Origin of the sequence: Vibrio aquimaris (assembly GCF_009363415.1) — a bacterium.
Classification (GTDB): Bacteria; Pseudomonadota; Gammaproteobacteria; order Enterobacterales; family Vibrionaceae; genus Vibrio; species Vibrio aquimaris.
The window spans coordinates 1,128,935-1,152,333 of the sequence record NZ_CP045350.1; the positions used below are offsets into that span (position 1 = coordinate 1,128,935).

Consider the following 23,399-nt stretch of genomic DNA (forward strand, 5'->3'; position numbering starts at 1 on the left):
TTCTCACTCGATAGTAAAAAAGAATTAACATTTTAAGTATGCCGTGCGTTATGAGGCCGGGTCATATAAAGGACACTTGAGTCAATATGGGTAAGTCACTCGTTATTGTGGAGTCGCCAGCTAAGGCTAAAACCATCAATAAGTATTTAGGTAAGGACTTTATTGTAAAGTCCAGCGTGGGTCATGTGCGAGACCTACCTACGGCTGGTCAAAGTACTGGTCAAAAAGCAGCGGCAATCTCTACCAAAGGTTTGAGTGCGGAAGAAAAAGCTCGAATCAAGAAAGAAAAAGATCGTAAGGCGCTGATTAAAAAAATGGGTATCGACCCGTTTAACGGCTGGGAGCCTAACTATCAGATCTTACCGGGTAAAGAGAAAGTTGTTGCTGAGTTACAAAAATTAGCTAAGGATGCTGACAGTGTTTATCTCGCAACCGATTTGGACCGTGAGGGGGAGGCTATCGCTTGGCACCTTCGCGAGATCATCGGTGGCGATGAAGAGCGATACAAACGAGTAGTCTTTAACGAAATCACCAAAAACGCGATTCAGCAGGCTTTTGAAACACCTGGTGAGCTGAACATGGATGGTGTGAATGCTCAACAAGCTCGGCGTTTCATGGACCGTGTTGTTGGTTTTATGGTCTCGCCGCTACTTTGGAAAAAAGTGGCACGTGGATTGTCTGCTGGGCGAGTACAATCCGTTGCCGTTAAGCTGCTTGTTGAGCGAGAAAGAGAAATTAATGCTTTTATCCCAGAGGAATTCTGGGATATCCACGCAGATACTAAAACGGCAGATAAATCAGATTTTCGCCTTCAGGTAGCGCAAAAAGGCGGTGTAGCCTTTAAGCCAGAAAATGAGGCGCAAGCTCAGTCAGCAATATCAGTATTGGAAAATGCAGCTTATGAGGTTTGTAAGCGAGAGGACAGACCTACATCGAGCAAGCCTTCTGCACCTTTCATTACGTCGACCATGCAACAAGCGGCGAGTACACGCCTTGGCTATGGTGTGAAAAAAACCATGATGCTGGCTCAGCGCCTGTATGAAGCTGGTTATATTACTTATATGCGAACTGACTCGACAAATTTAAGCTCTGAGGCAGTCGAAGCTGCGCGCCAGTTTATCACAGACGAGTTTGGTGAACCCTACTTGCCTGCCAAGCCAAATGTTTACGGAAGTAAGCAGGGAGCTCAGGAAGCGCATGAGGCAATACGTCCTTCAGATGTGTCAGTTAAGGCAGACGATCTGTCTGGTATGGAGGCTGATGCACACAAGCTTTACTCTCTAATATGGAATCAGTTTGTCGCTTGTCAAATGACACCAGCGAAATATGATTCTACAACAGTAAGTGTTAAAGCAGCCGAGTATACTCTAAAGGCAAAAGGCCGAATTCTAAAGTTTGATGGATGGACTCGTGTTCAACGTCCGCTTGGAAAAAATGAAGACCAAATTCTTCCACCGGTACAAGTTGGTGATAAAATTGACTTGGTTGGCTTAGATCCCAAGCAACATTTTACCAAGCCACCTGCAAGATTTACCGAAGCCGCTCTAGTTAAAGAGCTGGAGAAGCGAGGAATAGGTCGCCCATCAACATACGCATCCATCATTTCTACCATTCAGGACCGTGGCTATGTGAAAGTAGATCAGCGTAGATTTTATGCTGAAAAAATGGGTGAGATTGTTACCGATCGTTTGGATGATAGCTTCCATGAGTTGATGAACTATGAGTTTACCTCTCGTATGGAAGAAAAGCTTGACCAAATCGCTGATGGAGAGGCTAACTGGAAGAAAGTTCTAGATAACTTTTTCGGTGACTTTTCAGGGGAGTTGGAAAAAGCAGAGCTGGATGAACAAGATGGCGGTATGAGACCGAACCACATTGTTTACACCGATATTGAGTGTCCAACATGTTCGCGAGAAATGGGCATTCGCACCGCTTCTACAGGTGTATTCTTAGGCTGCTCTGGCTATGCACTACCACCTAAAGAACGTTGTAAAACCACAATAAACTTAGGCGATGAAGAAGGCATAATCAACGTACTTGAAGAAGACGTTGAGACAGCTGCATTGCGTGCCAAAAAACGCTGTCCTATCTGTGAAACAGCGATGGATGCTTACTTAATCGACGACAAGCGTAAGCTACATGTTTGTGGTAACAACCCAAATTGTGAAGGTTATGTCGTAGAACATGGTGAGTTTACTGTAAAAGGTTACGATGGGCCTGTAGTCGACTGCGATAAGTGTGGCAGCGATATGGTGCTGAAAAACGGGCGTTTTGGTAAGTACATGGATTGCACAAGTGAGTCATGCAAAAACACTCGTAAGATCCTTAAAAATGGTGAAGTAGCACCACCGAAAGAAGATCCAGTTCATTTTCCAGAGCTTCCATGTGAAAACTCAGATGCTTACTTTGTTCTAAGAGATGGTGCATCAGGACTGTTTCTTGCTGCGAGTACTTTCCCTAAATCTCGTGAAACTCGCGCTCCACTAGTGGAAGAGTTGGTTAGGTTTAAAGATCGCATCTCTCCTAAGTTTCACTACTTAACTACCGCTCCAGAGAAGGATCCTGACGGGCGTTCTATGGTAGTTAGATTCAGCCGTAAATCGAAGGAGAATTACGTACGGTCAGAGATAGACGGTAAACCATCCGGATACACAGCTTTGTTCGTCGACGGTAAGTGGGAAATCACAGATAAGCGTAAAAAGTCAGCGAAGTAACACTAAACAAAATTCACACGCCAAAGCAGCCACATAATGTGGCTGCTTTTTTATTGTTACAAAGTGAGCATCCAAGGTTTTAAGGCTAGAGGTTGATCATACTCTGCGCGCCAACGCTCGGAGTATGACATGTTTTGAATTGTAAATTTATGGAAATGGGGTAAGTTATAGTAAACCGAGTGCATATTTCGTAACGCTTGAACATGATGTAATCGATGTACAGGGGCATAGATGCTGACTTATTTCGTATGTTTGTGTGTTGACAAGTTTGCCAATTGAAAGATAGCGATAAACTTTGGAATGGGTACTTGTCCAAAGTATACGAGCATGGAGAGTATAGAATGGCTGGTGTGTTAGGAATGATCCTCGCGGGTGGAGAAGGCTCTCGTCTTCGCCCATTGACTGAACCTCGTAGCAAGCCTGCAGTACCATTTGGTGGAAGCTACCGCCTTATTGATTTTGCCCTGAATAACTTTGTTAATGCGGATTTAATGCGTATTTATGTATTAACGCAGTTCAAATCTCAATCGCTGTTTCATCATCTAAAAAAAGGTTGGAATATTAGTGGTATAACCGATAGATTTATCGATCCTATTCCTGCTCAAATGAGAACAGGGAAACGTTGGTATGAAGGCACAGCGGATGCAATATACCAAAACTTACGCTTTATGGAGTTAGCAGAACCTGAACAAGTGTGTATTTTTGGTTCTGATCACATCTATAAAATGGATATTAAACAGGTTCTCGATTTTCATAAACAGAAACACGCTTCACTGACAGTCTCCGCACTTCGTGTCCCTCTCTCTGAGGCTTCAAGCTTCGGGGTGATTGAAATAGACGAAGACAATCGGATGATTGGTTTCGAAGAAAAGCCCACTTATCCTAAGTCTATACCTGGCGACCCAGAGCATGCGCTGGTTTCAATGGGTAACTATATATTTGAAGCTCAGCCTCTGTTCGCTGAGTTGATAGAAGATGCTGATAACCCAAACTCTTCTCATGATTTTGGCAAGGATATTATTCCTAAAATGTTCCCTCGTGGAGATGTTTTTGTCTATGACTTTAGCCAGAATCGAATTCCTGGTGAGAAAGAAGCGGTTTATTGGCGAGATGTTGGGACGATTGATTCCTACTGGCAGGCTCATATGGATCTGCTGAAGAAAGATGCACCTTTTTCTCTCTATAACCGCAGTTGGCCACTGCATACTTTTTATCCCGCTTTACCACCTGCTACTTTCAGTGACTCTGACAATAGGCGAGTGCAAATCATCGATAGTTTAGTGTGCAACGGAAGCTATGTAAGGTGCTCACGGATAGAGAAATCTGTATTAGGGTTTCGGAGTAATATAGCTTCTGCTTGTGATATTAGCGAAAGTATCTTGATGGGTGATGTTAAGGTCGGTGAAGGCTGTGTGCTTCGCCGTGTCATTGTAGATAAAAATGTGGATATTGCTCCTGATACCCGAATAGGTGTAGACCTAGAACAAGACAAGAAACGATTTCATGTCTCCGATGATGGTATTGTTGTTATCCCGAAAGGAGCGCGAGTTGGGTACTAAGAATTTATCGATTCTGTATGTTGCATCAGAAGTAGAAGGTTTAATCAAAAGTGGTGGTTTAGCGGATGTGGCAAAGGCTTTACCTGAGGCTCTAGTCGCTCTAGATCTGGACGTTCGAATTACTTTACCAGCCTATCAGCAAATATCTCAGCTTGACCAAGCACAAGTCATATTAGACTCTCAACTCGAGCATTGGCCACGCACTGAATACAGGGTTTTGAAATTAAATGTATCTAACATAGATATCTATGCTATTGATTGCCCGAAGTATTTTAATCGCCCCGACATGTATGCGGTAAGCAATCAAGCTTACAGTGACAATGGTGAGCGTTTTTCATTTTTTAGTGCAGCTTGCCTTGATATGTTACCTAAGCTGGGCTTTCGGCCAGATATCGTTCATGCCAATGACTGGCACACGGGTTTTGTACCCTACCTTCTAAAATACCGTTATAGGGAAACTAGGTTTTACTCTGAGATGAAGAGTGTCATAACGATACACAACGCTGTATTTAAGGGCGTTTTTAGTTATGACGATCTTCTTTGCTTACCGGAGATGCAGACAAGGTATGCCCCTGATGCGGCGGTGAGTTCGACCCATGTCACAATGCTCAAAGCTGGGGTCATGACAGCTGACAAAATCACTGCAGTGAGCCCAACTTATGCAGAAGAGCTTAAGACTGAACTAGGTAGTCATGGAATGTCGAAGGAATTTAAATCGCGTGAGGAGGATTTAGTCGGCATTTTAAATGGTTGTGATTACTCTGTTTGGAGCCCCGTCACGGATCCTTACTTACCAGTCAGCTATCAAGCTAATCATGAGAGTATGACGAAAGGCAAACAAGCATGTAAACGTGCTTTACAAGCCAAATTGGGGTTAGAGTGTACAGATATTGCAGTGTACGGAATGGTTTGCCGCTTAACCAACCAGAAGGGTATTCAGTATTTATTACCCATACTCGAGCGATTCCTAAAGTATAAAGTACAGTTTGTTGTGGTTGGGACAGGTGATCCAGAATTAGCGCGTAAGCTTATTGAGATTGAAATCAAGCATAGTGATCGATTTAAGTTTGTCGAGGCTTATAGCGAGGAACTTGCACACCTTATAGAAGCTGGCTCGGATATATTTGTGATGCCATCAGAGTTTGAGCCTTGTGGATTAAATCAAATTTATAGCATGTCGTATGGTACTCTGCCTATTGTTCGAGGAGTAGGTGGGCTTAAAGATACAGTTCTTGATTATGCGTCAGATCCTAAGATTGCGACTGGTTTTATTTTTCATCAGCCTACATCGCGTGACTTGTTGTTAACACTGCAAGAATCCTTATTGCTCTATGAGCAGCAGCGTGACGAATTTAACCGTGTTCAGCTTAATGCAATGAAGCAAAATTTCAGCTGGAGTATTGCCGCTGATCATTATTTGAGCTTATATAAAAGTATAGTGAATGAGTCGTATGGCTTAGCTATGTGCACAGCCTGATATCTGACATATTAATTGATTTTTTAGGAGTTATGGATGGTTTCATTTGTGATATATTGCACGGAATTGAATTTATAATCGGATTTAATCTGAGCTATGACTCAAGAGCTACTTTTTCATAAGACCTACCAACACCCCACAAGTGATGAATGGGTTGTGTTCGTTCATGGAGCTGGAGGAAGCTCCTCTATTTGGTTCAAGCAAATCAAGGCTTATCGACAACACTTTAATTTGCTATTGGTCGATCTCCGTGGGCATGGTCAGTCTCGTCCGCTTATCAAAGATCTGATCTCAAATCGTTATACGTTTAAATCAGTGACTGCAGATATACTAAAAGTTTTAGATCATCTAAAAATAGGATCGGCACATTTTGTCGGTATGTCTCTCGGGACCATCATAGTAAGAAATTTAGCTGAAATGTCAGCAGATAGAGTTAAGTCTATGGTTTTAGGTGGTGCTGTTACCAGACTGAACACTCGTTCTCAGATACTGGCTAAATTGGGTAACTTATTTAAACACATAGTTCCATACATATGGTTGTATAGTCTGTTCGCTTATATTGTTATGCCTCAAAAAGCGCAGAAAGAATCTCGTCATTTGTTTATTCGAGAGGCAAAAAAGCTTTGCCAGAAGGAGTTTAAACGTTGGTTTATTTTAACAACGGACGTGAATCCTCTTATGCGTTACTTTAAAGATAAAGAGTTACCTATTCCGACTCTCTACTTGATGGGAGAATTGGATTACATGTTTCTGCCGCCTGTCAAAGAGATGGTTGCTGTCCATGACAGAAGTACTTTATTTGAGATCCCAAATTGTGGCCATGTATGCAATATTGAGCGGCCTGAAGTTTTTAACCAATATTCTATAGAGTTTATTCAAAAACTTTCACATAAATGATAGGTATAGTCATTGCTGTGATTGAATGATTTAAAAGTAAGATCATCGTTTTATAGGATTGCTAATTGCCTTCTGATGTAATCAATCTGCTAATATCTAGCGCAGCCCTCGTAAAGCTCATCACCTAGTTCATTTTCTTTGATATGCCACCCATTTCTTCTTAATAATCAGCTTTTTATATTTATTTTCTTGCATTTATACTAATTTTTGTTTTATCAATAGGTGTGAATGTTATTCGTTTGGCTTTATAAAACTAAAATTAAATCCTTTTATATCAGATATTTATATATGAAGTGTAATTAAATTAACATATGTGTATATGATTTCTACTGAATGACCTATAAATTCTAACTTATTGTTTATTAGAGGTTATTAGTTACCCTGATGTACTAAAGTAGCGGTTGTACTTATTCATCATGCTTTTCTTGCTACTTGCTCTGGCTTTGAGTGAGTGTTTTTAATCTTCATTTATAGTTGGGTGGACTTACCTTATGCATCAATCTAAGTGTTTTATTGATTCAAAGTACCTATTAACACTGATAAAAGTGGCGAAATACCGTAGTGTAACCGCTGCTGCTGAGTCACTATTTATGACTCAGCCTGCGGTATCTCAGCAAATAAAAAAAATTGAAAGTACAGTAGGTGTTGAAGTCTTTGACAGACGGGGTGGTTTTGAGCTGACTCATCACGGAAAAATTCTTTTAGAGCATGCCAAAAAGATGCTAAGCATGAATGAAAGCTTATTCGAGCAGTTAAAGAGCGTTAACTTAGGTCGCCGACTTGATATTGCGGTGGAAGATGTATTTTGCCCTAGAGTCATCGAATGTATTTTGAAAGAGTTTAAAGCCTTGGATTATCGAGAGCTTTCCTTTACCAGCTTCAGTCTTGAACACTGTCCTCCAGTGGAAGAATATGACCTTATATTTACGACAGAAAGGTTACCTAAAGGTCGAGGGACATCGCATCACTTGGACACGGTTAGTCATAGTATTGTGCGTTCTAAAACTTGTTCTAGTTCTCCAACAAGGGTAGTTTTTTCAAGCACTTTGACTAAGTCATATGTCAGAAATGTCCTCATGGATCATAAAATCCCACTGGATAATATTACTTATTGGCATGCTACGAGTTCTTCAACCCTTATAAATAGCGAGCTTGAATTACCCGGCACTGTGGTCGTATGTCCTGACTGGTCTGTAACGAGTGAAGGGTATGTAAAAACACCCCTATCTCAACTAATCAATATGTACGTATGGAGCAGTGATAATGGAGTAACTAAAATTGCCTCATCTGATGTTCCAACACGCGCACTTCATCTATGTAAATAAGCTGAGTAAGTGGCACTGAAGGTCAAAATGTCGATTTTTAGTATTAGTTACTTTTGTTCAATGTGGTTGTTGATTTTTTGTTATGATATAACATATCATATTCGGCGACGGTATTGATGGTGATTACTTAACTTTTTTGATGTTAGGTACCCCATCTAATTGGGAAGTTCGTTTATAAATGGGGAGAGCTCATGCTTCAGGTTATGAAAACATCAGCGGAATTAACAATGCCTATAGCGGAATCGCCAAGTGTATTGAGTGAAATATATCGAGATGAGCATAACATTGCTGTGTGGGAACGAGACCTTCCTAATAAACTGATTCATAGCATCAAGCATATGTTGATTTATGAATCTAATTTGGCGTTAGTTCAAACAGTTACGCCTAGTAATGTCGACGACTGGATAATGCATAAGTTATCAAACTATGAGTGTGCCGAGCCACTTGCTAAAGACATTGCGTTAATCGTTGATATGTTCTGTTGTTTGTTTGATTTGGGTGCGGCAGGGCTAAGACTCACCAGTATAAATGAACCTATGTGTCCAAAATTTCACGTTGATCATATCCCTTGCCGTTTAGTTTCAACTTATACCGGTACTGCCACAGAATGGCATGGAAACGATGGTTTGGACCGCAGCAAATTGGGTGCCGGTAGCTTGGGGAAACCCGATCACTTGTCTGGTTTATATAGTGAACAGTCGGCAATAAACAGATTGTCTACTGGAGATGTGGCTTTGTTGAAGGGAAGTGGCTGGGAGGGGAATGAAAGTCGCGGGTTGGTACATCGTTCACCTCAGAACCTCAATCAAGAACCTAGACTCCTACTGACATTAGATATGGTTTAATCAGATAGTGACTATCTTTTAGCAAATTATCTTATAAAGCCCTTCATTATACACTATCAAAAGACTTCAACTTTTTGAGGTGAGCTTAGATAACTCTGGAAAGGTTTTATGTCAAAAAAGAAATACAATGAATAAATTCTTTCATGTTTGAAAATTATTTTTTTTCAACCTGAATTAAATTAATAAAGGTTCATGAACACAGTTTTATTTTTATTGTGTCTATATAATCCTCTGATAGGATTTAACTATGGATATGATAATGGAAGTCAACTCAAGTTTTTCACCCTCTGCTAGTGCCAGAGTTAATCGCTCAGAAAAAAGTTCGTATCAGCCGTCTTTTAATATCAAAAGAGTTTTTAACTGCTGTTTGCCTGAGCAAGAATTAAATTCAAATGAAGAACACTTAAACAACTTAGAATATGGTGTTTTTGATAAGCCTAAGGCCGCTCATACTATCCAAGTTTTTACTCATAATAATGCGAACCAAACAATGAGTAGCGAAATGTGTGAATCGATTCTTACTAGTACATCAGATATTGTTTTTATATCTACAGAAGAAATGAAGAACCTCTCAGGAGTAATGAGAGAGACTATTAATGGCTCTAAGTATGTGATTGTCTATAATAGCGCCCAAAAAATGCTGACAGTCACCAAACCTAAAGAACTGTTTTCCTTGTTCACCAATCCAGCGTCAACCGCTCAGATTACACTGGTTAAAAAAGGGATAGCTGCACCCATTATAATTGATAAGTTCACTTATAGAGACGTGCTTAATAATCCAAATAAAGGTGGAACTATCACTATACAAAGCATTGACAGCATGAAATTTGCCATGGTAAATATTCACCTTGATTCAAGAGATCAAGATGAAAGAAAAAAAGAAATAAATGATTTGTTATGCAAAATTAATAACAAACATGCTGATATAGATAATATTATTATCGCTGGTGATTTTAATACTCGAAATAGAAAAGTTGATGGGCGAATAGTTAGAGCATTACAAGATAAAGAAAGCTTTAGATCTGAGCTGGGAGTTCCCCTTCAATATGAAATCACCTTGCCAATGATATCCCCACAGGAGAATACATATAAGTGGGAAGCAGGCTTAAATGCTGAAGCCAAGCAAGGTTCCAAAAGACAGAAAAATGGTGAAATGCAAACCGGGTACCTTGATGGCGTTGTCATTCTTACGCCAAAAGGCAAGATTAAAGATGAGACACTAAAGAGAAGTATAATCGTACCTGAGGGTAACTCGATTGTTGGGCCATCATTTGGCAGTGACCATCGCTCAGTTAGTGCGAAGTTCGCAATAGAGAAGATAGGTGCGTCCTAATAGATTGAAGCGAAAACGTATAAAGCGCCTTGAGGGCGCTTTATTCTTAGAGATCAGATTCGTCTCTATTGATCTCGCTACATTTCCAACACAGCCCAAATTGCTGCTCATTGAGCTCTCCACATTGGGTGCACTGCCATTTTAAATCTGGTGGTGTTTTTTGTTCATACTCTTCTATTATTGACAGCGCTTGTTCATGTTGACTGATATCCAAAAGCCATACACAGGGTGAGGTACTATCATCGAAAGGAAGTTCTCCTTGTAGCCCTACGATTCCATCTCCTCTGACTTGGCAATGTATTCGCTGTGATTTTAGAAGTTCACAGACTATATGAACTTCTATTACATTAGCGGTTGAGAAAATTTTCAAAATTAACTCTCATTTTGAGTTTGTGTGGCTCCTTTGAATTTTCCCATCACCCATTTAGTGACTACTGGGAATAGCCCAAGTAAAGCAAATGATAGTAATACAGGAGCAGATACGATACCCGATAGGCTTTCTATTTGTGCTAATTGTGTGCCTGCGTTGAGATAAACCGCTGTACCCGGTAGCATTCCCAATTGGCTTACTAGGTAAAAACGAGCAGTAGATATTGGTGTTAGCCCCATTAAAAGGTTTATTAGGAAGAAAGGAAACACAGGTATTAGGCGAAGCGAAAATAAATAGAATGCCCCATCTCTGGCCACTCCGTCATTGATTGCTTTTAATTTGTCGCCAAACTTGGTTTGCACCCAATCTCGAAGTAAAAAACGACTGCTGAGAAAGGCGAGAGTCGCACCTATGGTGCTTGCAAAAGAGACAAGTAAAAGACTGGCCCAAAAGCCGAATAAAGCCGCACCTAGAAGCGTCACCACGGCAGCGCCTGGAATGGAGAAAGCAGTAATGGCGACATAAGCTAGAAAATAACTTATAGCGGCTAGTGCAAAGTTGTTATTTATAAACTCAGATAGCGAGGCTTGTTGAGCTTTAGCATTTTCTAAAGTGAGATATTGACCAAAGTTAATGCCAAGAAACACAATCAATCCGACGAGCAGAATTCCTAACACGAGCTTTTTATTCATAGAGACTTCCTAAATATGAGTAAAGGGATATGAAAATAAGAACAGTTGAAGAGAAGTAAAATTTCAAACAGAAAAAAAAAGCCAACCTAGCTGGCTGACTTAGTTTCAAAGTATGTTGTGATTAGCTATTAAGAAGGCTTTCTAACTCCGCTCTGCGAGTAGTAGGAATCACTGACCAATGTTTACCTTTTATAGCGCCTTCTAAAGCCCAGAGCAACTCAATTGACACCTCCGCAGAGTGTGTTGCTTGAATCGCCTTAAACGCCTTTACTGACCCTATTTGTTCTAAATTCTCGACGCTATCGATTCCGGCTTTCTTTAACATACGTTCTGTTGCCAGTCGAAGGTTAGGTAAATCTTTAAGTCGAGTCGGCCTAGCTTTAGCTTGTGTCGTCTTTTCTTTCTTGGCTACTTCCAGAGAGCGATAGGCTAAAGAAAGCGCTCGCTCTTCACAAGATGCAATATTATCAGTTAACGCAAAGTATTTTGTAACGACGGGGAACCCACGTTTTTTATATACGTACGGTGTTAAACCCTCAGTTTTAAATTGATTGGCGAGTTTGTCATCGGCGCGGATGTGCAGCTTATCGTTAACGACTAATGCGAACATTATGTCGTCTGCGAAGATGCCGAATCCGCCGAACATTGAGCGCGATTTTATCTGACCAAGCTGATCAAAAAGTCGCATCGATTCTTTAAGTATTGGTTTATCCATGCTGTTTTATCTCGGTGTATATTTTATTATACGCCACCAAAGTCAGGTCCGAGAGATTAGCAAAATAATGCAGGTAAAATGTTGATAAAGAAGTCATACATTTTTTAGAACAAACACATATGGCTACCGAAACATCAAATCACCAGTCCATGTATTGTTTTAAACGGTATGATAGCTTGCATTATTGCCCATCGGCAACTCCGCTACCTTTCAGTTCCCTGAGTCAGGCCGGAAGCTTTGCGTCCCACTCTTTCGAGATGGTTTGCCCTGTTCGTGGCATTAGTCGAACAATTTAAGAATAAATAAGATTTGAGGTAAGTATCACATCATGATTGTATAAGTGTGATGCCGATCCAGATATTTTGTGTCAAAATGATAGATTCGGCTAATAGTTTAACTTATCAGCCGATTTGTATTCATTCACTTAGATTGTAAACCGTATCACGAACCACAATCTCTGGGTGCATTTCGAAAACACGCTTTTCATGCTCTTTATCTTTGATACGTTCCAAAAGGATTTCAAACGCATTTTTACCTACGCGACGTTTAGGTTGATGCACAGTAGTAAGTGGTGGAGAGAAGTATTCAGCGAGCTCTATATTGTCATAGCCAATAACTGAAATCTGTTCAGGTATTTGAATTCCTTTTTGCTGCAGCCTGCTCATTAGACCAAGAGCCATAGTATCATTGAAACAAAAGACAGCCGTTGGTTTGTTATCCATTGCGACAATTTGATCTGCGGCTAGCACAGCAGTGTCGCATTCGAAGTTGCCTTCGAGAATCCAGTCTTCGTTAATTTTTATGTTAGCTTCACTCATTGCTCTGCGAAACCCTTGGATACGTTCTTGGCACGCTGCTTTCTCAAAGTGTCCACTAAGACATGCGATATCTTTATGACCGTGATCGATCAGGAATTTTGTTGCTAGATAGCCGCCTTCTTCGGAGTTATCGATTATTTTATCGGCTTGAGAGCTTTCTGGGCCCCAGTCCATGATGACTTTAGGGATATCCTTCTGGCGGTCAAGCATATCACTAAGCTCTTCGGTTAGGTCGGAACACATTACCAGAATGCCATCAACACGTTTTTCGGCTAGCATACGTATATAATCGCGTTGTTTCTCATATATGCCACCAGTGTTACACAGTATGAGAGTATAGCCTTGGCGGTAACAATAGCTCTCTACACCATCGATGACTTCAGAAAAGAAAAGATTAGTAGATTGAGTGACAAGCATACCTATAGTACGGGTACTGTTGCACTTTAGGCTTCTCGCTACAGCGCTTGGAGCGTAGTTTAATTCAGTCACTGCCTCCATCACTTTTTCTTGTGTCGCTTCTGCAACAAAGCGCGTTTTATTTATTACATGAGAAACTGTCGTTGTAGACACGCCGGCTAAGCGTGCTACGTCTTTGATAGTGGCCATAAGGTTCTGTCCTGTCGATGACTGCCGTGAACTTGCATCAAAAATTTGTGTAAGTGGGCAGTAAGTATCAGAAACACAAAAACCGCCCTATTTAGCGGTTTATATCTAGTTCTGTCAGTTTTTATCGTTTTCGTTCTCGATTTTATATCGCAAACACTGTAAGGGCAAACAAAAACCTAAATCCTAGTAGGCTTTCCATCACATATTTGTGTCTAATTACTCACCTTTTAGATATGAGTAATCCTGTTTGATAAACGCAAGTGTGACTTCTGTCACTGATGCATAAAAGCCGAAGTTATCCAGTTTCAGACACTTATTTACAAATGAGGGGATCCAAGAGAGAAGGTGGGTTTCAATAAATTGTGCTTGTTTCTGCATCGAAGTTTCCATCGCCTCCGGTTGCATTAGCTTGTTGGAGCAAATGATTAGATGACCGAGAAAGTCTAATTCTACAGCAATGTGATCAGCCGGCTCATTAAGGTTTTTATTCACCTCTATTTGATATTGGTACATTAAGTTTTCCATTTCTGTGGCAGGTACGTCATTGAGCAGTCCTGAATCGCCAATATAGATAGAAGCGTAGGGTAGGGCAGAATCTTTATCGGATTTAAGAAACAGATTACAAAAGTCAGCCGCTAGTTCGAGTTGGGCATTGTTTCTGTCGAGCATACGATTAAGCGCATTTATTAGTTTGTCTGTACATGGCCTTAATTGCTCATTCTGCCCAAGTGCTGTTAGGAAGGAGCGAATTTGGGGCGAATGGTACTCTTCAAGTATCTCAGCAGAAAGTTCTTTGGCGAATAAACTTGATAACCACCAATAGATTTCGGCGCGCTTCTCATTTAAGGATTTGAGGTCGTCCATTAGATAATATTCTCCACACTTATGTAAGCTATCTGGGATAAAACTTGTGTTATCCATAAAATATCAGTTCGGTGTAGTTTAGGTTGTTTCAAATCAAAAAAAGAGTGCGTATGCACTTATAACCGACACAAATACTAGAATTATGACAGCTTATGAATAGAATACGAGTCAATAGGTTAGGTGTATGTAGTGGTGGAGATGGGTTATCACGTATTAATTGTCGAAGATGACGCAGTGACTCGAAGTAAATTGGTTGGCTATTTTCAGCATGAGGGTTATCAAGTATTTGAAGCTGAAAATGGTGAAGAAATGCGCGAATTAATCAAAAGTTGCAGTATTGACTTGGTGCTACTGGATATTAATCTGCCAGGTGAAGATGGACTTTTGTTGACTCGTGAACTTAGAAGCCAGTCAGATATAGGGATCATTTTAGTGACTGGGCGTACTGGTCACATAGATAAGATCGTTGGCCTGGAAATGGGAGCTGATGACTATGTGACCAAACCCTTTGAATTGAGAGAGTTAGTGGTTCGAGTCAAAAATTTACTCTGGCGCATAGGCTCTGTTCGCCAAGCAAAATCGGCTGCAAGCGCTCATAAGTTAGTTCGCTTTGCGCACTGGACATTCGATATACCAAGGCGCTCTCTAACAAAAGAAGGTAAGCCTGTGAAACTGACTAAGGCAGAGTATGAGCTGTTGGTGGCGCTATCTTCTTATCCCAATCAGGTACTAAGTCGTGAGAGAATTCTTAATATGATCAGCCACAGAGTTGAAGCACCTAATGACCGTACGATAGACGTTCTCATTAGACGGATGAGAGCCAAAATGGAGTGTGATCCTAAAAACCCTCAGCTATTTGTTACAGTGCATGGCGAAGGTTATATGTTCGCAGGAGAATAAAATAAAGAGTATACCGAGACATGCTCGGTATACATAGAATGTTAGGCGTCGCCATCAGGTACAGGGTTATCAGAGGCTATTCCTGCCTTGTGATCATTGTTTGAAGCCCAGTTGCGCAGAGTTTGCCATATCAATCCAAGCGTTTCATGCCAGTAAATTTCAGTTTGTTCGAGGTACACTGCTTTGGGCGAATATTTGTCCCAGACTTGTTCTACATTGCGTTGAGCTAGATAGTTAGTTGGTGCTGGATAGGGCTTTAATCCTGCAGAGTAAAACTCATTTAGTGCTCTTTTCATATGACTCGCTGATGTCACAACAACGAGCTTTTTACGTTTGACAAATGCTGCAGCTTGCCGAGCCTCTTCCCAAGTATCTCTCGCAGTTTCCAACAGAATAATATCGGATTTGGCAACGCCTAAGGCTAGCGCTACTTTTGCCATCATCCTAGCGTTGCTGACATCAGATCCCCCAGCATACCCAGATAAAATTAATTTTGAACCGGGATACATTCTCATCACTCTTATCCCTTCGGAAAGTCGCATTAGGCCGGTTCGGCTGAGTTCGGAAGTCGGGGGAATCTTATCGTCTACCACATGCCCACTACCAAGAACCATAACGTAATCTATGGTGCCATCTACTGGAAAGAATGCGGTGTATTGACGTTCGAGAGGGAGAAGAAGCCTTGATGCAATAGGCTGAAAAGAGATCAGAAAAATACCGATAAAGGAAAAGAGAACGACAAAACACCCCGTTTTTTGCTTTCGAGTAAACATAATGAGTGTTAGGCCGATAATCCCGATCATCAGCATGAGTGGTAAAGGCATTAACAGTGATGACACCACTTTTTTAAGCTCAAACATACTTAAATAGTCCGAAAAAACACCAATTGGTTTCAATTTAAGAGAATCTTTCTTTATATCTGCTTTCTATGTGACAAAATAGCAGAATGACAAGACATAATAACTTAACCTACCGTGACTGAAGATCGCAATTTCGACGACATCGCGCACAAGTTTGCAAAAAATATCTACGGGTCCGATAAAGGTGAAATACGCCAAGTGATTGTTTGGGAAGAACTTGAACAATTACTTTCCGCCATTAATGGTAGCAGGAAAAGTCTCTCTGTGCTCGATGCTGGTGGAGGATTAGCGCAAATTTCTCAAAAGCTAGCTAAACTCGGACATCGAATTACTTTGTGTGATATATCTTCGGAAATGTTGCAATTAGCTCGTCAAGAGATTGAAAAAAAAGGATTGCTTAAGCAGTATCGTTTGGTTCATTCCCCCGTGCAGAGCATAGGAAAGCATCTCCAAGAATCTGTTGATGTATTGATGTTCCATGCTGTGATGGAATGGTTAGTCGATCCACAAGCAGCTCTACAATACTTGCTGAATAAAGTAAAACCTGGTGGAGCTGCATCCATCATGTTCTATAACCATCACGGGTTGGTTTATAAGAATGTTGTGTGCGGCAATATCCCACATATATTGGATGGTATGCCGCATAGAAAGAGGTTTAAATTGCAGCCACAGAGAGGACTCAAACCAGAGGAAGTGTATCGATGGATAGAGGCGTCTGGTTTTGAGATTTGTGGTAAAGCCGGTATCCGATGTTTTAGTGATTATATTGGAAATAGGGAATACATGGGTGATTTCCAACCGCAAGACGTAGTGGCGCTTGAAAGAAAGTTATGTCGTCAGGAACCTTATCTATCAATGGGTCGCTACATACACGTATGGGCAAAAAAGAACAGGAATGATAATGGGTGAGATACTTGCCAATACTGCTGCTGAACAGCCAATTGATGAACTGGTCGGGTGGGTAAAGCAGCACGACTTTTCATTAAACTTGACGACCGAGCGTTTAGCTTTCCTGATTGCAATCGCTGTGTTAAGTAATGAAAGATTTGACGAAGAGTTGGGTGAAGGCGAATTGCATGATGCTTTTGCCATTGTCACTCGTTTGTTTGAATCCACAGGTGAGGCGACAGCATTTAGAGCCAACAATGCGATTAATGACATGGTAAAGCAGAGGTTAATAAGTCGTTTTACTAGTGAAATTAACGATGGTGCAAGTATTTATCGACTCTCACCGTTGGCGGTTGGAGTGACAGACTACTATCTTCGCTATCGAGAGTTTTCTAAGTTGCGGCTTTCAATCCAGCTATCCATGGTTGCTGATGAAATGTCAAAGGCGATTGAAGCAGCACAGAAGGGTGGAACGCCTGCTCATTGGAAGAAGAATGTATTTGGTGTCTTGAAATACTCCGTCGGTGAAATTTTTGATCAAATTGATCTTAACCAGCGAGTGATGGATGAGCAGCAGCAGGCAGTCAAAATTCAAATTGCTGAGCTGCTTAATAAAGATTGGCGCGAAGCCATCAATAATTGCGAAGCTTTACTTTCTGAAACTTCAAATACTCTGCGCGAGCTCCAAGACACGCTGCAAGCGGCCAGTGATGAATTGCAAACTCAGATCTTAGACATTCAAGAGATTGTTTATGGGCAAGAATCGTTGCAGTTTATCGAAGAGGCGTTATTTGGATTACAAATGAAACTGGACCGAATAACCAGTTGGGGGCAGCAGGCGATTGACTTATGGATCGGCTACGATAGGCACGTGCACAAGTTTATCAGGACTGCGATTGATATGGATAAAAATCGTGCCTTCAGCACGCGTTTGCGTCAGTCAGTCAAAGACTATGATGAATCTCCTTGGTTTCTTACTTACGCCGATGCAGAAAGGTTGGTTGACCTTAGGGACGAAGCCCTAGTGTTGAGAGATGATGAAGTTACAGGTCAAGTGCCTTTGGAAGTGGAATATGAAGAATATCAAAAGGTAAATAATGATCTGTCTGAACGCATCAGTAGCATGCTAAAAGTCCACAAAGAGCAGGGAACACCAATCCACTTAGGTGTCGTATTGAAAGATTATCTAGCCCAACACCCCAGAACCCACCATTTTGATTTAGCACGTATTGTCATTGACCAAGCAGTACGCCTCGGCTATTCCGAGTCCGATTATCAGGCGATCCAGCCTGATTGGCACGCGATCAACCAATACGGTGCAAAGGTACAAGCAAATGTCATCGACAGATACTAATGATTACATGCCAGAGAAACTGGCCAAAGCGATTACAAATCCCTTATTTCCAATGCTAGACAGCTTATTGCGTTCTGGCAGACACATATCAACCGATGACCTCGACAATCACGCCTTGTTGTCTGACTTTGAAGTTGAATTATCTTCGTTCTACCAGCGCTACAACACTGAGCTTATCAAAGCACCTGAAGGTTTTTTCTATCTTCGTCCTCGCTCGACTTCTCTTATCAATCGAAGCGTTTTGTCTGAGTTAGACATGTTGGTTGGTAAGGTGTTGTGTTTCTTATACCTAAGCCCAGAGCGATTGGCTCATGAGGGTATTTTTACTAACCAAGAGCTTTATGAAGAGTTGTTAGCCCTATCTGATGAGAAGAAACTCATGAAGCTAGTGACCAACAGAGCGACAGGCTCAGACTTGGATAAAGAGAAGCTTTTTGACAAGGTACGAACGTCTCTTCGTCGCCTAAGACGCCTTGGCATGATCATCAATATCGGTGAAACGGGCAAATTTAGTATTAGTGAATCTGTTTTTCGCTTTGGCGCTGATGTCCGTGTCGGTGATGATATTCGCGAAGCTCAACTGCGTTTGATTCGAGATGGTGAAGCCGTGGTCCATACCAAAGAACCAAGTCAAGTGAGTCTATTGACAGAAAAAAATGAAGAGTCTTATCAGTCAGACAATGTAGAAGAAGGTGACGCATGATTGAAAGAGGTAAATATCAATCCCTGACCATGGTCAATTGGAACGGCTTTTTTGCCAGAACATTTGATATCGACGGTTTGGTAACCACTTTGTCAGGTGGTAATGGTGCGGGTAAATCAACCACAATGGCTGCTTTTATTACCGCGCTTATTCCGGATCAAACCTTACTGCATTTTCGCAACACAACAGAAGCAGGCAGTAGTCAATCTTCTCGAGATAAGGGGTTGTATGGCAAATTGCAGCCTGGCGCCTGCTACGCTGCTTTGGATGTGGTTAACTCACGTAATCAACGTTTGCTTTTTGCTGTTAAGTTGCAGCAAGTAGCTGGCCGAGATAAGAAAGTTGATATCAAACCCTTTGTGATTCAAGGGTTGCCAAGTCACGTCAAGCCAACCGATATCTTGATTGAAAGTGTTTCCGATACCCAAGCTCGGGTGCGTCAAATTAATGAGATCAAGCAATGTATCGCTGACTATGAGGGGGTGCAGCTTAAAGTATTTAACTCGATTGTTGACTATCACGGTCAGATGTTCGAGTTTGGCGTTATCCCTAAAAAATTGCGTAACTCCAGCGATCGTTCGAAATTTTATCGACTGATTGAAGCGTCACTCTATGGTGGTATTTCTAGCGCAATTACACGCTCGCTGCGTGACTACTTGTTACCTCAAAATGGCGGGGTTAAGAAAGCCTTTCAAGATATGGAGTCGGCACTGCGAGAAAATCGCATGACACTTGAGGCTATCAAAACAACGCAAGCTGACCGCGATTTATTTAAACACCTCATTACTGAGTCGACTAACTATGTTGCTGCTGACTATATGCGCCATGCTAATGAACGTCGCAGCAAATTAGAGCAAACTCTCTCATTTCGTGCCGAGCTGTACGGCTCTCGAGAAACTTTGGTTGAGCAAAACAATTTACTCAACCGAGTTCAACAAGAGCTTGAGCTTTTAATTGAGACCGAATCGGGCTTAGAGCAAGATTATCAGGCGGCCTCTGATCATCTGCAATTGGTACAAAATGCTCTTCGTCAGCAAGAAAAAATTGAACGCTATCAAGAGGATTTGCTAGAGCTCAGTGAGCGCCTTGAAGAACAGATGATGGTGGTGGAAGAAGCCCAGGAGCGTGTTTTCATCATCGAAGAACAAGCTTCCATTGCTGAAGAAGAAGTGGATAGCTTAAAAACTCAGCTTGCTGATTATCAACAAGCACTAGATGTTCAGCAAACGCGAGCGCTTCAATATCAGCAAGCGGTTCAAGCGTTAGAAAAAGCTAAGTTATTACTTGGGGATGATGAACTTACCGCCGACAGCGCTCAAGCCGTTGTCTCTCACCTTAAAGATCAAGAATCTGAGAACACCTCCTCCTTACTTGCTGTCAAACACAAGCTCGATATGTCATCGGCTGCGGTTGAGCAATTTGAATTAGCTTTGCAACTGGTTAGAAAAATTTTGGGTGCTGGCGTAGAACGTAAAGAGGCTTCTACGCTTTCTAAGCAGCTCATCAATCAAGCTAGAGATGCCGAGCAAATCATTGGTAACGAAAAGCAGTGGTACGCGCAGCATCGAGACTTGGAACGTCGTCTTAGTCAACAGCAACAGGCTAAGGAAGCGCTTGATACCTATCATAAACAGTACCATATCCAATTGACGGATGAATCCACGCTCGAACAAGAGCGTGAGGCAAAGTTGGCGCAAGTCGAGTCTTTGGAACTTGAGTTGGAAACACTGCGTGAGAGTCGAACTGACAAACGTCGTAGTGAGCAAGACCTGTCGGCTGAGATCAAACGTTTAGAAAAGATTACTCCTCCTTGGATCGCAGCTCATGATGCTTTAGAAAATCTTAAAGAGCAAAGTGGCGCGGACTTATACGATAAGCAAGCGGTTATGTCGCATATGCAAATCGTTTTGGAGCAAGAAAAGCGGCAGACATTAGAGAAAGAAAAGCTAGGTGAGCGTCGAGTTCAACTGGACAATGAGATTGAAAGGCTTGCATCACCAGGTGGCTCAAATGATCCGCGTTTGAAAGGGTTAGCGGATACATTAGGCGGTGTATTGTTATCAGAAATCTATGATGATATCACCATTGATGATGCGCCTTATTTTAGTGCCATGTATGGCCCTTCGCGACATGCGATTGTTGTTTCAGATCTGACTGATATTGAAACAAAGCTTGTTGAGCTTGATGACTGCCCTGAAGACCTTTATGTCATTGAAGGTGACATTGATGCCTTTGATGATAGCTCGTTCGATGCAGAAGAGTTACAAGGCGCAGTTTGTGTTCGTATGAACGATCGACAAATGCGCTATTCGCGTCTGCCGGAGATTCCGTTGTTTGGCCGAGCAGCTCGAGAGCAGCGCTTGGAAATACTGCGTGATGAACGAGAAGAAGTTGTTGAGCAACATGCCAAGGCTGCATTCGATTCACAGAAATTGCAGCGCTTATATCAAACGTTTAACCAATTTGTCGCGCAGCACATTCAGGTAGCCTTTGAATCTGATCCAGAACAAGCCTTAGCTGCAGTTCGCGATAGGCGCAACCAAATTGTACGGGATTTGACAAACTTAGATGCGAAGGTTCAACAAAATAGCGCCCAGCTAGTCTCGAGCAAACAAGCGCTCACTTTGCTTGATAAATTGGCACCCGTCATGGTGTTAATTGAAGATGAGTCATTGGCATTACGCTTTGAAGATCTTGAAGAAAAAATGGCTCAATTGGCCGACGCTAAGAGCTTTTTAACCAGTCATACCAAGTCTATCGACCAACTGCAAAAAGTCGCGTCTGCTCTTGAAGTCGATCCGGAAGAACTTGACGCTCTTGAAGCTGAGTACCGAGCACAAGATTCTCAATTACAGGAGCTCAAAAAGCGTATTTTCGCCGTATCTGACCTTGTTGAGCGTCGTCATCATTTTTCTTATTCAGACTCGATTGAGTTGCTCGATAGAAGTAGTGAATTGAGCGAACAACTTAAAACTAAGCTTGTGCAAGCAGAGCGGCAACGCACGCGTGCTCGTGATGAGTTAAAGCAGTCACAGGGTCAAATGAACCAATACCATCAGGTGCTGGCATCATTAAAGAGTTCCCATCAAGCTAAACAAGAAACGGTACAAGAGTTTAAGCAAGAGCTCCAAGAGTTTGGTGTTCACGCTGACGAAGGTGCTAAAGAGCGTGCGATTCGTCGCCGTGACGAGTTGCAAGAACGTATGCACACTTCACGTAGTCGAAAAAGTGAACTGGAAAAAACGATCACATCGACTGAATTAGAAATGAAAGGGCTAGCAAAACGTCTTAAGAAAGTTCAAAAGGACTATGTTGAGTTTCGAACTTTCGTTGTGGCAGCCAAGGCTGGTTGGTGCTCCGTATTGCGCTTAGCTCGTGAAAATGACGTAGAACGTCGATTACATAAACGTGAACTGGCCTATTTGTCGGCAGATGAGCTCCGCTCTATGTCGGATAAATCGCTCGGTGCTTTGCGTCTTGCTGTTGCCGATAATGATGACTTACGCGATGCTCTTCGTCTGTCAGAAGATAATGCCCGTCCAGAGCGTAAAGTGCTTTTTTACATCGCTGTTTATCAACATTTGCGCGAGCGAATTCGTCAAGACATTATTCGAACAGATGATCCAGTTGAAGCGATTGAAGAGATGGAAGTTGAATTAGCTAGGTTAACCGAAGAGCTAACTCAGCGTGAAAACCGCTTGGCGATTAGCTCTGAATCGGTCGCCAGTATCATTAAGAAAACCATTCAGCGGGAGCAAAACCGTATTCGTATGCTCAACCAAGGGCTATCGAACATCGCGTTTGGACAAGTTAAAGGCGTACGTCTGAATGTGAAAATTCGTGAGAGCCATGAGGTTTTACTTGACGGCCTAGCGCAGCAGCAAGATCAGCACAAGGACCTGTTTGAAACAACTCGACATACATTTTCTGAGGCAATGGCAAAGTTATTTCAGCGCGTCAACCCTCATATTGATATGGGGCAACGCAGCCCGCAAGTATTAGGCGAGGAACTGCTAGATTACCGCAATTATCTAGAATTGAGTGTTGAAGTGTGCCGTGGTTCTGACGGCTGGTTACAAGCTGAATCCGGTGCTCTTTCTACTGGTGAAGCAATAGGTACCGGCCAATCTATCTTGCTTATGGTTGTTCAAAGTTGGGAAGAAGAATCGAGACGTTTGCGAAGCAAAGATATTGTTCCATGTCGTTTATTATTCTTGGATGAAGCAGCGCGTTTAGATGCTAAGTCTATTTCAACTTTGTTTGAGTTATGTGATCGCTTAGATATGCAGTTGCTTATTGCTGCTCCAGAAAACATCAGCCCAGAAAAAGGGACGACCTATAAACTGGTTCGTAAAGTGTTCAAAGATCACGAGCATGTTCATGTGGTTGGTTTACGAGGTTTCGCCCAACCCGAACAGGGCGAGGAAACAGAAGAAGCGCTCATGGAGTAACGCTTATACCCGAGTCAAAAAAAGCTGC

At 41.9% G+C, this 23,399-nt stretch carries 18 protein-coding genes and 1 riboswitch; of the genes, 12 read left to right on the forward strand and 6 right to left on the reverse strand.

The features are described from left to right. The first annotated feature begins 86 nt into the window (after window positions 1–86). The 7 genes from topA to FIV01_RS05400 all read left to right on the forward strand — a co-directional run bounded on the left by topA (window position 87) and on the right by FIV01_RS05400 (window position 10,150). The gene (gene topA / locus FIV01_RS05370; RefSeq protein WP_152430071.1) at window positions 87–2,714 is read left to right on the forward strand and encodes a type I DNA topoisomerase; all 2,628 of its coding nucleotides are present in this window, start codon (window positions 87–89) and stop codon (window positions 2,712–2,714) included. A gap of 341 nt (window positions 2,715–3,055) precedes the next feature. Next, the gene (gene glgC / locus FIV01_RS05375; RefSeq protein ID WP_152430072.1) at window positions 3,056–4,273 is read left to right on the forward strand and encodes a glucose-1-phosphate adenylyltransferase; all 1,218 of its coding nucleotides are present in this window, start codon (window positions 3,056–3,058) and stop codon (window positions 4,271–4,273) included. Next, window positions 4,263–5,750 carry a glycogen synthase GlgA gene (glgA, locus tag FIV01_RS05380; RefSeq protein ID WP_152430073.1) on the forward strand — a complete coding sequence of 496 codons (1,488 nt, stop codon included), beginning with the start codon at window positions 4,263–4,265 and terminating at the stop codon, window positions 5,748–5,750. The genes glgC and glgA overlap by 11 nt, the downstream gene beginning before the upstream one ends. A 96-nt stretch (window positions 5,751–5,846) precedes the next feature. Continuing rightward, on the forward strand, window positions 5,847–6,647 hold the full coding sequence (locus FIV01_RS05385; RefSeq protein WP_152430074.1) for an alpha/beta fold hydrolase: 801 nt from the start codon (window positions 5,847–5,849) through the stop codon (window positions 6,645–6,647). 491 nt (window positions 6,648–7,138) lie between these two features. Continuing rightward, a complete protein-coding gene (locus tag FIV01_RS05390; RefSeq protein ID WP_152430075.1) occupies window positions 7,139–7,972 on the forward strand; it encodes a LysR family transcriptional regulator in 834 nt (277 codons plus the stop codon). A 191-nt stretch (window positions 7,973–8,163) separates the two neighbouring features. Further along, window positions 8,164–8,817 (forward strand): DUF1826 domain-containing protein, encoded by a 654-nt coding sequence (locus FIV01_RS05395; RefSeq protein ID WP_152430076.1) that lies wholly within the window; start codon window positions 8,164–8,166, stop codon window positions 8,815–8,817. A 247-nt stretch (window positions 8,818–9,064) separates the two neighbouring features. Next, window positions 9,065–10,150, forward strand: a complete 1,086-nt coding sequence (locus FIV01_RS05400; protein ID WP_152430077.1) for an endonuclease/exonuclease/phosphatase family protein — start codon at window positions 9,065–9,067, stop codon at window positions 10,148–10,150. 46 nt (window positions 10,151–10,196) lie between these two features. On the opposite strand, the gene FIV01_RS05405 is transcribed toward FIV01_RS05400, so the two are convergent. The 5 genes from FIV01_RS05405 to torD form a co-directional block, all read right to left on the reverse strand. Beyond that, window positions 10,197–10,520, reverse strand: a complete 324-nt coding sequence (locus FIV01_RS05405) for a putative signal transducing protein (RefSeq protein ID WP_152430078.1) — start codon at window positions 10,518–10,520, stop codon at window positions 10,197–10,199. A gap of 2 nt (window positions 10,521–10,522) precedes the next feature. Then, window positions 10,523–11,212 (reverse strand): TVP38/TMEM64 family protein, encoded by a 690-nt coding sequence (locus FIV01_RS05410; protein ID WP_152430079.1) that lies wholly within the window; start codon window positions 11,210–11,212, stop codon window positions 10,523–10,525. A gap of 121 nt (window positions 11,213–11,333) precedes the next feature. Then, window positions 11,334–11,927 (reverse strand): TfoX/Sxy family DNA transformation protein, encoded by a 594-nt coding sequence (locus FIV01_RS05415; RefSeq protein ID WP_152430080.1) that lies wholly within the window; start codon window positions 11,925–11,927, stop codon window positions 11,334–11,336. 190 nt (window positions 11,928–12,117) lie between these two features. Then, window positions 12,118–12,204, reverse strand: a riboswitch (cyclic di-GMP riboswitch). Window positions 12,205–12,343: 139 nt separating this feature from the next. Then, on the reverse strand, window positions 12,344–13,351 hold the full coding sequence (purR, locus tag FIV01_RS05420; RefSeq protein ID WP_152430081.1) for an HTH-type transcriptional repressor PurR: 1,008 nt from the start codon (window positions 13,349–13,351) through the stop codon (window positions 12,344–12,346). 216 nt (window positions 13,352–13,567) lie between these two features. Beyond that, window positions 13,568–14,215: a molecular chaperone TorD gene (torD, locus tag FIV01_RS05425; RefSeq protein WP_152431663.1), complete on the reverse strand. Its 648-nt coding sequence runs from the start codon at window positions 14,213–14,215 to the stop codon at window positions 13,568–13,570. 198 nt (window positions 14,216–14,413) lie between these two features. Between torD and torR the strand changes: the two genes are divergently transcribed. Further along, on the forward strand, window positions 14,414–15,115 hold the full coding sequence (gene torR / locus FIV01_RS05430) for a two-component system response regulator TorR (protein ID WP_152430082.1): 702 nt from the start codon (window positions 14,414–14,416) through the stop codon (window positions 15,113–15,115). 41 nt (window positions 15,116–15,156) lie between these two features. Here the strand turns inward: torR and elyC are convergent, their stop codons facing one another. Next, window positions 15,157–15,975 (reverse strand): envelope biogenesis factor ElyC, encoded by an 819-nt coding sequence (gene elyC, locus FIV01_RS05435; RefSeq protein ID WP_152430083.1) that lies wholly within the window; start codon window positions 15,973–15,975, stop codon window positions 15,157–15,159. A gap of 114 nt (window positions 15,976–16,089) precedes the next feature. On the opposite strand from elyC, the gene cmoM reads away from it, so the two are divergent. Genes cmoM through mukB form a run of 4 tightly spaced genes read left to right on the forward strand, consistent with a single transcriptional unit; the run spans window position 16,090 to window position 23,371 of the window. After that, on the forward strand, window positions 16,090–16,884 hold the full coding sequence (gene cmoM / locus FIV01_RS05440) for a tRNA uridine 5-oxyacetic acid(34) methyltransferase CmoM (protein WP_152430084.1): 795 nt from the start codon (window positions 16,090–16,092) through the stop codon (window positions 16,882–16,884). Further along, complete coding sequence (mukF, locus tag FIV01_RS05445) at window positions 16,877–18,217, forward strand: chromosome partition protein MukF (protein WP_152430085.1); 1,341 nt, start codon at window positions 16,877–16,879, stop codon at window positions 18,215–18,217. Before cmoM ends, mukF begins: the two co-directional genes overlap by 8 nt. Beyond that, on the forward strand, window positions 18,198–18,920 hold the full coding sequence (gene mukE / locus FIV01_RS05450; RefSeq protein WP_152430086.1) for a chromosome partition protein MukE: 723 nt from the start codon (window positions 18,198–18,200) through the stop codon (window positions 18,918–18,920). Before mukF ends, mukE begins: the two co-directional genes overlap by 20 nt. After that, entirely contained in the window at window positions 18,917–23,371 is a 4,455-nt protein-coding gene (mukB, locus tag FIV01_RS05455; RefSeq protein ID WP_152430087.1) for a chromosome partition protein MukB, read from the forward strand. Before mukE ends, mukB begins: the two co-directional genes overlap by 4 nt. The last annotated feature ends 28 nt before the right edge of the window (window positions 23,372–23,399 follow it).